13 protein-coding genes and 1 tRNA gene are annotated in these 14,180 nt (G+C 48.6%); 5 read left to right on the top strand and 9 right to left on the bottom strand.

Annotated features, from left to right (window positions below):
- Positions 1 to 116: 116 nt before the first annotated feature.
- The 4 genes from hisF to purU are packed head-to-tail and all read right to left on the bottom strand — an operon-like array spanning position 117 to position 3,130.
- Positions 117 to 872, bottom strand: coding sequence for an imidazole glycerol phosphate synthase subunit HisF (hisF, locus tag BUB52_RS05510; protein WP_009121597.1), 756 nt, complete (start codon positions 870 to 872; stop codon positions 117 to 119).
- 33 nt (positions 873 to 905) lie between these two features.
- Positions 906 to 1,628 (bottom strand): 1-(5-phosphoribosyl)-5-[(5-phosphoribosylamino)methylideneamino]imidazole-4-carboxamide isomerase, encoded by a 723-nt coding sequence (hisA, locus tag BUB52_RS05515; RefSeq protein WP_009121596.1) that lies wholly within the window; start codon positions 1,626 to 1,628, stop codon positions 906 to 908.
- 47 nt (positions 1,629 to 1,675) lie between these two features.
- The gene (gene hisH, locus BUB52_RS05520) at positions 1,676 to 2,266 is read right to left on the bottom strand and encodes an imidazole glycerol phosphate synthase subunit HisH (RefSeq protein WP_009121595.1); all 591 of its coding nucleotides are present in this window, start codon (positions 2,264 to 2,266) and stop codon (positions 1,676 to 1,678) included.
- Between the two features lie 6 nt (positions 2,267 to 2,272).
- Complete coding sequence (gene purU, locus BUB52_RS05525) at positions 2,273 to 3,130, bottom strand: formyltetrahydrofolate deformylase (RefSeq protein ID WP_009121594.1); 858 nt, start codon at positions 3,128 to 3,130, stop codon at positions 2,273 to 2,275.
- A gap of 371 nt (positions 3,131 to 3,501) precedes the next feature.
- Between purU and BUB52_RS05530 the strand changes: the two genes are divergently transcribed.
- A tRNA-Asp gene (locus tag BUB52_RS05530) sits at positions 3,502 to 3,575 on the top strand.
- 315 nt (positions 3,576 to 3,890) lie between these two features.
- Here BUB52_RS05530 and BUB52_RS05535 read toward each other — a convergent pair.
- Positions 3,891 to 4,454 (bottom strand): DapH/DapD/GlmU-related protein, encoded by a 564-nt coding sequence (locus BUB52_RS05535; protein ID WP_009121593.1) that lies wholly within the window; start codon positions 4,452 to 4,454, stop codon positions 3,891 to 3,893.
- Between the two features lie 164 nt (positions 4,455 to 4,618).
- Between BUB52_RS05535 and BUB52_RS05540 the strand changes: the two genes are divergently transcribed.
- Complete coding sequence (locus tag BUB52_RS05540) at positions 4,619 to 5,518, top strand: helix-turn-helix domain-containing protein (RefSeq protein ID WP_009121592.1); 900 nt, start codon at positions 4,619 to 4,621, stop codon at positions 5,516 to 5,518.
- A 23-nt stretch (positions 5,519 to 5,541) separates the two neighbouring features.
- Complete coding sequence (locus BUB52_RS05545) at positions 5,542 to 6,438, top strand: helix-turn-helix domain-containing protein (protein WP_009121591.1); 897 nt, start codon at positions 5,542 to 5,544, stop codon at positions 6,436 to 6,438.
- A 32-nt stretch (positions 6,439 to 6,470) separates the two neighbouring features.
- Here BUB52_RS05545 and BUB52_RS05550 read toward each other — a convergent pair whose 3' ends face one another.
- On the bottom strand, positions 6,471 to 7,559 hold the full coding sequence (locus tag BUB52_RS05550) for an MBL fold metallo-hydrolase (RefSeq protein ID WP_009121590.1): 1,089 nt from the start codon (positions 7,557 to 7,559) through the stop codon (positions 6,471 to 6,473).
- 161 nt (positions 7,560 to 7,720) lie between these two features.
- On the opposite strand from BUB52_RS05550, the gene BUB52_RS05555 reads away from it, so the two are divergent.
- Complete coding sequence (locus tag BUB52_RS05555) at positions 7,721 to 8,599, top strand: PfkB family carbohydrate kinase (RefSeq protein ID WP_009121589.1); 879 nt, start codon at positions 7,721 to 7,723, stop codon at positions 8,597 to 8,599.
- 123 nt (positions 8,600 to 8,722) lie between these two features.
- On the opposite strand, the gene hcp is transcribed toward BUB52_RS05555, so the two are convergent.
- Positions 8,723 to 10,378 (bottom strand): hydroxylamine reductase, encoded by a 1,656-nt coding sequence (gene hcp / locus BUB52_RS05560; RefSeq protein WP_039950596.1) that lies wholly within the window; start codon positions 10,376 to 10,378, stop codon positions 8,723 to 8,725.
- A gap of 164 nt (positions 10,379 to 10,542) precedes the next feature.
- Here hcp and BUB52_RS05565 point away from each other — a divergent pair, with 164 nt between their 5' ends.
- Complete coding sequence (locus tag BUB52_RS05565; RefSeq protein ID WP_009121587.1) at positions 10,543 to 11,166, top strand: Crp/Fnr family transcriptional regulator; 624 nt, start codon at positions 10,543 to 10,545, stop codon at positions 11,164 to 11,166.
- A gap of 426 nt (positions 11,167 to 11,592) precedes the next feature.
- Here BUB52_RS05565 and BUB52_RS05570 read toward each other — a convergent pair whose 3' ends face one another.
- On the bottom strand, positions 11,593 to 12,747 hold the full coding sequence (locus tag BUB52_RS05570) for a PepSY-associated TM helix domain-containing protein (RefSeq protein ID WP_009121586.1): 1,155 nt from the start codon (positions 12,745 to 12,747) through the stop codon (positions 11,593 to 11,595).
- Positions 12,748 to 12,752: 5 nt separating this feature from the next.
- Positions 12,753 to 14,153: a DUF4374 domain-containing protein gene (locus tag BUB52_RS05575; protein WP_009121585.1), complete on the bottom strand. Its 1,401-nt coding sequence runs from the start codon at positions 14,151 to 14,153 to the stop codon at positions 12,753 to 12,755.
- Positions 14,154 to 14,180: the final 27 nt, after the last annotated feature.

Raw genomic sequence — 14,180 nt, forward strand, 5'->3', positions numbered from 1 at the left:
TATAAGTTATGAGTTATTTTGTTGTGAGTTATTGTTATGAGTCGTTTTCATTCGCGCTTCGTACGGCACTTCGTACGGCAACGAATAACTTATAACTCATAACTTATAACTCCTTATCATCTTCTCATCGCGACTCCTTGGGCGCAAAGATACGATTTTAAATCGGGAATTTTGATTTCTCCGAAATGAAAAACGCTGGCAGCCAAGGCGGCATCTGCTTTTCCTTCCAGAAAGACATCACGGAAATGCTCTTTCGCGCCTGCTCCGCCCGATGCGATAACGGGTATGGAAAGCCTGTCGGCAAGGGTGGCAAGGGCTTCGTTGGCATATCCGGTCTTTACGCCGTCGTGGTTCATACTGGTAAAAAGCACCTCGCCCGCACCGCGTTCCTGCGCTTCTTTCGTCCAGGCAAAGAGTTCTTTGCCGGTCTCCACACGTCCACCGTTAAGGTAGCACCACCAGCCTTTTTCCGTCTGCTTGGCATCAACGGCCAGCACACACACCTGCGAACCGAAATGCTTGGCTATCTCGTCAATCAGTTCGGGACGGCGGATGGCCGAGGAATTGACGGAAATCTTGTCCGCACCGGCATTCAGCAGCCGGTCTACGTCGTTCAGCTCATGGATACCGCCACCCACGGTAAAAGGTATACTGATGTTGGCGGCAATACGCTTCACCAGTTCGGCGAACGTCTTGCGTCCCTCGAAGCTGGCGGTTATATCCAGAAAAACCAACTCGTCGGCACCCTGCTCGCTATAAGCACGCGCCAACTCGACCGGATCGCCTGCATGGCGCAGATTCACGAAATTGGTTCCTTTTACGGTCTGCCCGTCTTTGATGTCGAGGCAGGGAATGATTCTTTTTGCTAACACTCTTCTTTCTGTTTATGATTTCGGATTTATGACTTACATCATAAATGCTTCCAGTTCCTTGAAAGTTATACGCCCTTCGTACAACGCCTTACCGAAAATAACGGCAGGTACGCCCGCCGCTTCCAGCCGGCGGATATCATCGGCGCAACTCACTCCGCCGCTGGCAATGAGGCAGAGGCCGGGATGCGCTTCCAGTATCTCCTTATACAAAGCCGTGGAAGGGCCTTGCAGCATACCGTCGCAGTTGATGTCAGTACAGATAACCTTGCGGATGCCCTTCTCCACATAGTCTTTCAGAAAAGGAAACAACTCGCAAGGGCTCTCGTCTTTCCAACCGTTGACGGCAATCTTATGGTCTTTCACATCAGCTCCGAGGATGATTTTCTCCGAACCGTATGTTTGCAGCCAGTGACAGAAACGTTCGGGATTCTTTACGGCAATGCTACCGCCCGTCACCATCTGCGCACCGCTTTCAAACGCAATGACCAAATCTTCATCGCTTTTCACCCCGCCACCGAAGTCTATAATCAAGGAAGTGCGGGAAGCGATCCGCTCCAGCGTGCGGTAATTCACCACATGGTGGGAAGCGGCTCCGTCGAGGTCTACCACATGAAGGCGGCGGATGCCATGCGCTTCAAGCTCCCTGGCTACTTCCACGGGATTCTCGTTATACACTTTCTTGCTGTCATAATCACCCTGGGAGAGGCGTACGCACTTTCCGTCGATGATGTCAATAGCGGGAATTAATTCTATCATGTCAATTAACTGCAAATTACGAGTTATCAAATAGCGGCATCTTCCGCCTATAAGTCCAGAAAATTCTGCAGGATACGTTCGCCTACACTTCCACTCTTTTCGGGATGAAACTGGGTGGCATAGAAGTTATCCTTATGCAAAGCGGCGCTGAACGGAAGTATGTAGTCCGTTACGGCAGCCGTACAATCGTTGACCGGAACATAAAAGCTGTGTACGAAATAGACGAATTCTTCTTTCGTAAAGCCCCTGAAGAGGTCGCTGTCGGTCTGCGAAATCGTATTCCAGCCCATGTGGGGAACCTTATCCTCATGCTTTTGCGAAACGAAACGTTTCACGTCGGCATCAAAAATACCGAGGCAATCCACATCTCCTTCCTCCGAATGGCGGCACATCAACTGCATGCCCAGGCAGATACCCAATACCGGCTGACGCAGCTCTTTTATCAGCTTGCCCATGCCGCCGGCATTCAGGAAGTTCATGGTTGTCTCCGCCTCACCCACTCCGGGGAAGATAACTTTATCCGCAGCGCGTAACACCGCTTCATCCGCCGTAATCTCCGCCTCAACGCCCAAACGCCTCAAGGCATAGTCCACCGAACGGATGTTACCTGCATTGTATTTGATAACTGCAACCTTCATCAGCCACTAATTAAATATTACGGTCTTATTCTTATACGCCAGCACCTTGCGCTCGATATGCTTCTGAACGGCGCGTGAAAGGACAATCTTTTCCAAATCCTTACCCTTGTTCACCAAGTCCTGCACGGTGTCCTTATGCGTGATGCGCACCACATCCTGCTCGATGATAGGGCCTGCATCCAGCTCCGTGGTAACGTAGTGGCTGGTAGCGCCGATAATCTTCACACCACGCTCAAATGCCGCATGATAGGGTTTCGCTCCTACAAACGCCGGAAGGAAAGAGTGGTGGATATTGATGATTCGGTTGGGATAAGCGTCTATCATCTTCTCGGAAATTACCTGCATATAGCGCGCCAGCACGATGAAGTTCACTTTATGCTTGGCCAGCAGTTCCATTTCTTTCTTCTCCTGCTCTTCTTTCGTTTCCTTTGTGATAGGGAACAGGTGGAAAGGTATGCCGAAACGTTCCGCCACATGCTGCAAGTCGGGATGATTGCTTATTATAAGAGGTATCTCCACATTCCACTCACCTGCCGTATAGCGTGCCAGCAGGTCGAAGAGGCAGTGCGACATCTTCGACACGAAGATAGCCATACGCGGTTTGGCATCCGAGAAGTAAAGACGGAAATTCATTCCGTACTTCTGCGCATACAACGTTTCAAAATAATCTTCTATTTTCTCTTGAGGAACCAGGAAATTTTCCAATTCCCACTCGATACGCATGAAAAAGATATTCTCTACGTGGTCTACATACTGATCCAGATAGATAATATTACCCTTGTTCACCGTTATAAAGTCCGTTACTTCCGCCAGGATGCCCGGTTTGTCGGGACAGTGAAGTAACAGTTTGGCTGTTTTCATCATCCTAAAATCTCTTTTTTATCGTTTTCTAATTACAACATTCTTGTTTTGAGTTCGCAAAAATAACGATTTATTGCAAAATAACGAACTTTTCGAGCAGGAAGTTTAAAAGTCGGCGTAAAATGTTTCGTTTTCTTCAGAAACAAGGGTTCAATCGGATGCTAAATGCTACATAAACGCTCTATAAACGGTTTTCTAAATAGTTGTTAAATCACGATACTTCCTTTTTTTACAATATTCTCAATATGAGGATGTAAAGTAAATGCAACCAAAAAGCCCCGAAAAAAAGTTTATCGCAGCTATTGCAGGTTCAAAAAAAACACCTACCTTTGCAACCGCAATCGAGAGAGATAGCAATGATAAAATGAAATTCTGGTGCGTTAGTTCAGTTGGTTAGAATACATGCCTGTCACGCATGGGGTCACGGGTTCGAGTCCCGTACGCACCGCAGAATTAGAAATAAAGCCCTGAAACTCAATAAGTTTCAGGGCTTTTTCTTTATACAAATCTCCCCCGGTAATTCACGGCAACCGCCACATGGCTTACCGTGATTGATAAAGAAAAAAATTCATTCAATAGAATTCTTCTCCTTTCACCGTTTGGAAACAGACAGTCCGTTTAAGCGAAACACACTATGCGTTTCGCCTCAACGCATCATACGTTTACGCCGGACGCACAGTGTGTTTTCATCCGTAAACAGTTTATACCACCTCTCCCACCTTTCACACAGTCCCGTCCATACGGAATAGCGGGCGGATAGGATTTAGCAGATATATTTCATAATTTTCGCAGGCACTCCCCCTACGATTGCATCCGCCGGAACATCTTTCGTCACCACCGCGCCGGCTGCCACCACCGCATTGTCACCAATCGTCACGCCTTGCAGAATAGTGGAATTTGAACCTACCCACACATTCCTGCCAAGCACGATAGGCGCAGGATATGTGGTATGACGGTCTTCGGGCGCAAGCCCGTGGTCGAGGGTTGCAAAAACCACATTATGCCCTATCTGGCAGCCGTCTCCCAACGTAACCCCGCCATGGTCTTGAAAATGGCAGCAGGCATTGATAAATACGTTATCACCGATTTCAATATTCTTTCCGAAATCCGTATAGAACGGCGGGAACACGCGAAGCGAGGGCGGCACGGGTTTTCCGAAAAGTTCGGAGAGCAACGCCCTCACCTCGTCCGGAGCATAATAGGAAGTATTCAATTTAAATGTAACACGTCTCGCCTCATTACTCATTTCGTCCATAAAGCGATGTATCTCTTCCGCATCGAGAGCCTTTCGTGTCTTTACATATTCCAAAAAATCATTAAGTGTCATATAACCAGCTATTAATAAATTACACTGCAAATGTAACCGAATGACAACCGCACCCGTGTGAACGAATTACGGACATTTGTAACCTAATTACTGATTCTGCGCGAAGCGGTGTACTACGTATGATTTTATTCTTTACATTTGTGCAGGACTAAAAACGATACCTTATGAAAGAAGTTATAAAACTGGACACAGTAGACCAATACAACCAATTCTTCGGACTTGAAACCCTGCATCCGCTGGTGAGCGTGGTAGACCTGTCGGAAGCCACCAAGTTCCCTACACATTTTACGATGAACTACGGAATATACGCGCTCTTTCTGAAAAAAGTAAAATGCGGGGACATCCGCTACGGCAGGCAGATTTATGATTACCAGGAAGGGACGGTCACCAGCTTTGCTCCGGGACAGGTCGTGGAAACGGAGATGCAGCAGGGAGTGAAGCCGAGCGCCCACGGTCTTTTGTTCCATCCCGACCTGATTAAAGGAACTTCTTTGGGACAAGACATCAAGCAGTATTCATTCTTTTCGTACGCCTCGGCCGAAGCCCTGCACCTATCCGAGGAAGAAAAAGGCATATTCATGGATTGTCTGGAGAAAATAGAAATGGAGCTCCAGCACCCGATCGACAAGCACAGCAAACGTCTGATTTCGCGGAACATCGAACTGCTGCTGGATTACTGCATGCGCTTCTACGAAAGGCAGTTCATCACCCGTTCGGAAAGCAACAAGAGCGTGCTGGTGAAATTCGAAGCCTTGCTCGACGATTATTTCCAAAGCGGCAAACCGCAAACGGACGGGCTGCCTTCCGTAAAATACTTCGCCGACAAAGTATTCCTGTCACCCAACTATTTCGGAGATCTGATAAAGAAAGAAACCGGAAAAAGCGCGCAGGAATACATTCAGACCAGAATGATAGATTTAGCCAAAGAGATGATTGCCGGGACGGAAAAGACGGTCAGCCAGATTGCCTATGAGCTGGGATTCCAATATTCGCAGCATTTCAATCGCATCTTCAAGAAGAACGTGGGGTATACACCCGGCGAATACAGAAAACTACAAATATAAAGGATGCGGATAAGATTGTCCTTATGAAAAAAGAGATACTGAATATAGAGACTGTACATCAATGTAATTGTTGTATGGGCTGCAAGACGCTGCATCCGCTGGTGAGTGTCATCGACTTATCCAAAGCCAACCTGGAGCAGCGCACCATCCGGTGTGATTTCTATACGATTATTCTGATGGAAGGAGAAGCCGGGGAGCTTACGTACGGACGCAAATACTACGACTACTCCAACGCCACACTGATATTCCGTACGCCGGGCGAATCCATAAAGCTGGGTATAAACAATATACTTACTCAAAAAGGCCTGCTGCTGGCTTTTCATCCGGAGCTGATAGCGCACACTGCATTGGGAAGCCACATCAAGGAGTACTCCTTCTTTTTTTACAAGCTGAACGAATCGCTGCACCTGTCATCGCGCGAAAAGATGAAAATCATAGAATGTATCCGCAATATCGAAGAGGAGCTTCGGCACTCCATAGATTGCCATAGCAAGACGCTGATTTCACGCTATATCGAGTTGCTGCTGGATTATTGCGCACGTTTCAACGAACGCCAGTTCATCACTCGTTGTGAGGCCAACAAGGCGATTCTGCACAAAACGAAGTTGCTGCTGAGCGAATATATCTCGTCCGGCAAGCTGGAAGGCGGTGTATTGCCCACAGAGGAATATTGCGCGGACGCCCTTCGCCTGTCCCCCTGTTATTTCGGTGATTTGCTAAGGTTTGAGACCGGAAAAAGTATTCACGAGTATTTCCAGCTAATGCGGCTCAACATCGCAAAGAAAATGTTGCTGGACAAGGAGAATGCCGTAGGCACGGTAGCCAAGAAATTAGGGTATGCCAATACGCAGTATTTTACCGGCCTGTTCAAGAAGATAACGGGGATGACACCGACTGAATATAAATATGCGCAGAATTGACAGGACGGTTGTCCATATGCCGGTCACCCTACTCAATTCAGATAAGTAATCTCCCCTATTACGGGCATCAGGACATCCAGTGAGTCTTTCTCTTTCAGATTCACGGCATTCCTTAACGGTTCATCCCAACGGTGTCTTGCCAAGGCAAACTTCGAGTGATGAACCGTTAAGTATTTCTCCGCTTTCAAATCTTCGGCTGCCTGCGCAAGATAAGCGGGCATGGTATGGATATATTTCCAGTCCTCATTATACTGCCCGTTCTCCAGTATGGCAAGATCGATTCCCGGATATTTCTTACCGATTTCGGCAAAACGCGTGTCATATCCGCCGTCTCCGCCCATATAAATCTTTTGCGAGGGAGTTTCAATAAGGAAAGAAGCCCAAAGCGACCGATTGGATTTCAGAAAACGTCCGGAGAAATGACGGGAAGGCAGGCAGTGAATAAGAAAGCCCTCATCGAGCCCGGCATCTTCAAACCAGTCCAGTTCCACCAAACGCGACTTGTCGAAGCCCCAATATTCAAAATGCTCGCCCACCCCCAGCGGACAAACGACCTTACCCGTACGCTCCTTCAATTGCATCACCGTGCCGTAGTCCAAATGGTCCCAATGGTCGTGCGTGATAACCAGGTAATCAATGTCGGGCATATCTTCCGGCTTGTAAATATCCGTACCCTTAAACGGCTTGTTAAGGAAAGAAAGCGGGGCGGCCGCACAGAAAACGGGGTCTACCAATATCCGCTTGCCGTCCGCCTGGATAAAATAAGAAGAATGGCCGAACCACACCAACACATTCTCGTCCCGTCCTATGCTTTTCAAGTCCGTCTTGACGGCCGGAACATCTTCTTGGGGACGAAGCCCTTCCTCTTTTTTGAAAACAAAACTCCATAAAGCGCCCAAACGGCCTTTCTTTGCCGTCATCTGCACAGTGGGATGCAGGTTATGGAACTGCCCGTCCCTGTAATGAGGCGACTTTCTGATTCGCTCCAGCCGTTCTCCCTGCGGCAGTCTCCCAAACTGCGGGCGGTTGACAAATACAATACCCGCCACGCCTGCCGCTATAATCACACCCGCTATTATTCCTATTATCATATATACCTTTTTCTTTTTCCGTGACTTCATACTTCAAACTACATTAAACCTGTGCAAAGGTAGGCTTACTTCCTCAGTTTAGCAACATACAGATTACGGATGTTGTTATCAATATTACTGTTTTTCTCAATAAATCATTACCTTTGCGGCAAAATTACAAATAAATAAACGAATAAAAACAACAGGGAACAATGAGTGTACACGATTTATGCTGCATCGGTTATATCACACAGGACAAGATAGTTACCACCAAGAACACGATATTCATGCCGGGCGGCACTTCTTTCTATTTTGCGCATGCCATCAAGCATCTCGACCCGAATGGCTTTTTATTGGTTACGGCTCTGGCCGACGCCGACATGAGCGTAGCGGAAGATATACGGAAAGAAGGCATCGAAGTGAAAACTCTGCCCAGCGCCCATTCCGTCTGCTTTGAAAATATATACGGAGAAAATCAGAACGAACGTACGCAACGTGTCACGGCAAAGGCCGATCCGTTTACAATGGAAGGTTTGCGGGACGTCAACGCCCGGATTATTCATTTGGGCAGTCTGCTGGCTGACGACTTTTCGCTGGACGTCATCAAATACCTGTCGGGCAAAGGACTGCTGTCGGTAGACGTTCAGGGCTTTCTGCGCAAGGTGGATAATGAAAAGGTGCTTCCCGTGGACTGGCCGGAAAAGAAAGAAGCCTTGAAGCATATCCATATATTAAAAGCTAACGAAACCGAAATGGAAGTGCTCACCGGATGCAAAGAGCCCCATGAAGCCGCCCTGCTCATTGCCGACTGGGGCGTGAAAGAGGTATTGCTGACACTGGGAGACAAAGGCTCGCTGATATACGCCAAAGGACAATTCCACGAAATCCCCGCCTACTCCGCCCTGCAAATAGTGGATGCCACAGGCTGCGGAGATACCTATATGGTGGGGTATCTGTATATGCGGAACAAGGGCGCGTCCTATCAGGAAGCGGGCTGCTTTGCCGCTGCCATGTGCACCATCAAGCTGCAAACGCACGGACCGTTCCGCGGAACCGAGGCCGAAATCAGAAGGATAATCAATCTCGCGTAAAGAAAAACGTTCTCTTTACGGAACGAGAGTCACTAAAAAGCTGAGAGTGTGTCAAAACAAAAAAACGCTTACCGTTTGTTTTGTTTTGACACACTCTCGTTATTACCCTATCGGCTTATCCGCTCAAGAAGCCAACCCGAATTTCTTCAAGTCCTCTTCCACGCTGCCGATGCCCGCGATATGGAACATATCCACCAATACCTTAGCCACATTCGGAGAAAGGAACGCAGGCAAAGTAGGGCCTAAATGTATTTCTTTCACTCCCAAACTCAACAGCGCCAACAATACGATTACGGCTTTCTGTTCATACCAGGCTATATTATAAACAATAGGCAGCTCGTTTATATCATTAAGCCGGAACACCTCTTTCAGCTTCAAGGCGATAACCGCCAGAGAATAGCTGTCGTTACACTGTCCGGCATCCAGTACGCGGGGAATGCCGTTGATGTCGCCCAGGCCGAGCTTGTTATAGCGGTACTTGGCACAACCAGCCGTAAGGATTACAGTGTCCTGAGGCAATGATTTGGCGAATTCCGTATAGTAGTCGCGGCTCTTCATACGTCCGTCGCACCCTGCCATTACGATAAAGCGACGAATCGCGCCGCTCTTTACGGCATCCACCACCTTATCCGCCAGTTGCAGAACCTGGTTATGGGCGAAACCGCCGATAATCTCCCCGCGCTCAATCTCCGTAGGCGGTTGGCACTGTTTGGCCATCTCTATGATTTCGGAGAAATCTTTCCTGCCCGTCGCGTCCTTCTCGATATGCTTGCAGCCCGGATACCCGGTAGAGTTGGTGGTAAACATTCTTTCCTTATATACGGCATTCGCCAGCGGCGGCACGATACAGTTTGTTGTAAACAGGATGGGGCCGTTGAAAGCCGTAAACTCTTCACGTTGCTTCCACCAGGCATTACCGTAGTTGCCCACAAAATGAGAGTACTTCTTAAAGGCGGGATAATAATGCGCCGGCAACATCTCGCTGTGTGTATATACATCCACGCCCGTACCTTCCGTCTGTTTCAACAATTCTTCCAGGTCTTTCAGGTCATGTCCGCTAATCAGGATGCCCGGACGGTTCTTGACACCGATATTCACTTTGGTGATTTCGGGATTTCCATAAGTTCCCGTATTCGCCTCGTCCAGCAGCGCCATGGTCTTTACCCCGAAACCGCCGGCTTCGAGCACCAACTGCGTCCATTCGTCCGCCGAAAGCGAGCGGCAGGCTATCGTAGCCAACGCGTGTTGCATAAAGACATGAATATCATTGTCGTTGAAGCCCAAACGCATGGCATGTTCCAAATAGGCCGCCATACCTTTCAAACCGTACGTCAGCAGTTCTTTCAGTGAACGGAGATCCTCGTCGGGTTCACGCAACACGCCTACCGACTTCGCCTTTTCCGCGTAATCGGCGCGTGTTCCCTGCCAGGATAGTTCGTCCACTTCCGGCAAAAATACATTGTTACGCTTGGCTTCATCCATCAAGCGGTTGCGCAGGGCAAGCCCCTTGTCCACCCGCTGCAGGATGCTTTCATCATCGAAATTGGCATTCGTAATCGTGGAGAACAGGGCATCCACCACAAATACATCGGCCTCTCCGGGCATGGGGCATCCGGCTTTACGTAAGGCATCGGTAACTACCGAAACGCCTCTGACCACAAACAGCAGCAAATCCATGGCCTGCGCCGTATGGCTTTCTTTTCCGCACACACCTTTCAGCATACAGCCTACTCCTTTGGCTGTTTCCTGGCATTGATAACAAAACATGTTCATTTCCATTTTCTTATTCATTTAGAAGTTTATACCTACTTTCTGTCAACACTTTCCCCGTCGTTTGGTTTCCTATAAAGAAAGTGTTTCACTATCTTTGTGCAAAGATGGGGATTCGCACTTGCGTAAACTGTCACGTATGTTACACCAAACCACAAAAAAACAAAAAGAGAATGGAAATATATCCGCTACTGAAAATGCCGCCCTTCCAGGGAACCACGGAAGATGAATTATTACCCCTTATCCTCGCCCCCGAGCATGCGTGCCGACTGTACAAGCCGTCCGACTTCATAGCCATTCAGGGAGAAGTGTACCGTTCCCTGTTTATTCTGTGCAGCGGCAAGGTACGTACGCAAATGGTTAATGCGGAAGGTAAGCAACTGACCATCGAGACCCTGAAAGCCCCGCAACTGCTTGCTCCCGCATTCGTCTTTTCATCAGAGAACCGCTTCCCTGTCAATATCGAAGCGATAGAAGAATGTGAAATCCTTGTCGTAAACAAAAACGCCTTTCTGGACTTCCTGCACCAATATCCCGTAGCGATGCACAACTTTTTAAGGCTGGTATCGGACAGAACCCTGTTCCTTTCCAAGAAGCTGAATGCCTTTGCCCTGCAAAGCCTCAAATCGCGTCTGCTGAACTATCTGCGCATGCACGGCTCCATACTCAACCAGCAGGAAGTGGCACAGATACTCGGCGTGGCACGTCCTTCACTGGCACGGGCTCTGTCCGAGCTCGCCGGCGAAGGGTATATCCGCATGGAAGGAAAAGAGATACAAATTATTAAGACTAAATAAGTAAGATACAAACTATTAAGACTGAACAAGCAAGATACAAACTACTAAGACTGAACAAGTAAGTCATAAGTAAGTCATAAATAAGTGTTGAAATTTAATTTATAGCAGTAACGAGGATATAGCGTAACCTAAGGCTGAAAGCCTGTTTATCTTATAGCCCGGGGTAACACCCCGGGAGTACGAATATGAATGACATTACGCCCTGTAAGGGCAAAAGACTTGCATATTCGTCTTTTGCCCTTACAGGGCGCAGAATACCACGAACATTTATTCCCGGGGTGTTACCCCGGGCTTAGAGATAAGAGCCTTTCAGGCTGAAAGCTAAAATCCTTCAAGCTGAAAACTAAAAATCTTTCAAGCTTAGATTATTCTTGCTATAAATTAAATTTCAACACTTACTTAAGTAAGTCATAAGTAAGTATTAAGTTATATCAAGCGGATACGCCGCAGCCACAGATAATAACCCGTCAGCGGAAGTGTGCCGCCCAATAGTGCGGCAATGAACGTCAATATCCGGGTGAACATGCCGCCCCAACTGCCCACATGTACGGAGTATATCCAGCCGCGCATCTTGCCCGAAGCGTCGGTGTCCTTATATAAGGTAACTTCGGTGATTTCGCCGTCCTGCGGATTAAAGGCATAACGGTCGGCAGCCCGCTGATTGCCGAAACGCTCAAAAGAGACGCTGGCAGAGCCGTTGGAAACTGTAATCTGCTTATAGCCGGCATTACGCGCTTTCAGTTCCTCGTACACTTGCTGCCAGCAAGTATATGACGAGGTATGCTCCCGGTTTCCACGACCTTCTTCGGAAGAGTTACGCCCGGACTTGCCACCATGAGCCGTTTGCGGTGTGCCGTGAACCGTTTGCAGCGCACCATGCCCCGCCCTTTGTTTCATCTCTACTCCGAACACCTTATAAAAGCCCGCGCGATACCACGAGAAAGACCATGTCAGTCCGGTCAGAGCCATTGCCAAAAGCAATACAAGCGCATACATACCGCCCGCCACGTGCAAATCGTACCAAAAGCGGCGCCGGCCTTTACCGACGGCAATCTTCAGGCTGTTCTTCAGCGCTTTCTTTGTGCGGGGCCACCAGATGACAATACCCGATATGAGCACGAATACGAACATCAGCGTACTGACCCCTACAATCATCTTGCCCCAAAATATTCCGCCGTCCGGTTTCATTCCGTCCAGCAGCCAACGATGCAGCTTAAACATGGTGAGGAAGAACGGCGCACGCTCGTGCCTGCCCTTTACCTCACCGGTATACTGGTCTACATAAACGGACGCCCGTCGCGGTTTCGACAGATTGACCTGATAGGCACGTTCCGCATCGGAAGAAATGGAGACACCTGTAACGGCAACACTGTCCGGCAATGTTCCGGCGACTTTCTCTATCAGGTATTCCACAGGAAGCGGAGCGCCGCTTACCTTTTCCACATAATAGAGGTCGCGCCTGCACAATTCCGTTACTTCATCTTCAAATACCAGTGCAGCGCCCGAAAGACAGATAACCGTAATAATCAGCCCGAAAGGGACAGACAGCCACAGATGTATTTTACGAAATGCTTTCTTCATGGCAGTTAATTAAGAGGGCTCAGCTTACCGATACCTGTAATCTGCGTAGCCTCTACCGTGACACCTTTCGTGGCAGTAGCGCTGGACGGGTCTATCTTATAAACAGCCGGATGCCCGTCGGTAGTTGTCACAGCCATATAGGCATAGCCGTTTTCCGTATACGGGGTGTTGCCGAAACCGGAAATCAAGTCTGCCGACGGAAGGCCGGTGACATACGTAAGTTTCTTGCTTCCAGCTTTAAAGACAGCCAGTTCTTTGGCCTCAAAGCCTGTTTCCGTCAGAGGACGGTCGTACATCAGCAGCAGGAAATAGTCGTCTGCAATATGCCAGCAACGCAGGAAGGATTTTCCGCCGCTTTGCTCCTCCAGGTCACAGTAATAGCTGTCGAAGTCTTCCTGACCGTCAGGGATACGTACCACACCCGCCGGCAAGGTTGTCCGCTGGCGGACATCGCTCATGGTCTTGGCATAACTTGGAGAGAATACGTAAATATCACCGTTGTCAGCTTCCCAGATAGTCTGGTAATACTGGGATTTGAAGCGGCCGCAGGCATAACTGATTTTGTCTGTCTTGATGAGCTTCTTTGTCGTCATGGCGGCATCATCAAAAATTGCCACCCAACACTCGTTGGGGTACTGCGTCCACTGCAACTCACCTTTCTTGTAAGCGCTGCTGTTGGAACCGCCGTCTTCGGTCTTTACCAACGTCTCGTTACCCGGCAATATATACTTACCGCCGTCTACGGCAGCGCCATACTGGCTCAACCCCATGGGAACGGCTGCGCTGTATATCTTTTTGTTATGTTCCAGAATGCCCGCCAATGTCACGAACTCACCGTTGCCCAGGAAGTTCTCGGACATATAGGCTTTTACTTTCGTATCATTGGTTTTGAACGTTTCGGCCGCTACATCCAGATAAGAGAGTAAGAACATTTTAGGCAGATACTGCTTGTCATCGGCATACTCCGTAGGGCCATCGCCGGTAGAGGCGGTGATGATATACTTGTCGTAGATGCCGTAAGTGGTGAATCTCTTGACGGCGAACTCTCCCGAACGCGCCTGCACTTCGTTGGCGGAGTTCATGATATAAGAACGGGTAGTTCCGGCATTGCCCTGATTATAAGTCAGTCCATAGAGATACTGATCCTTATAGAACACCCATTGGGAAGCGCCGTCGTTGACAAGTCCGTTGTTGACGGTAGAAACAGAGCCTTCGTCCAAAGTCTTGGAAGTCAGCAAGACGTTAGTCGTATTACCAGAGGCCGTGACAGAGGCAGCGACCACAAAATCGCCTTTGGTCTCATTATTGTTTCCGCCGCCCGGCACTTCCGTATCCGTACAAGATGTCAATGCCAGTCCTGTCATCGCGGTTGCGAAAAGTCCGGCTAAAAAGAAATTCTTTTTCATAATGTTTTTACCTTATTATATTATACT

It is taken from the genome of Bacteroides clarus YIT 12056, from assembly GCF_900129655.1.
Taxonomy (GTDB): domain Bacteria; phylum Bacteroidota; class Bacteroidia; order Bacteroidales; family Bacteroidaceae; genus Bacteroides; species Bacteroides clarus.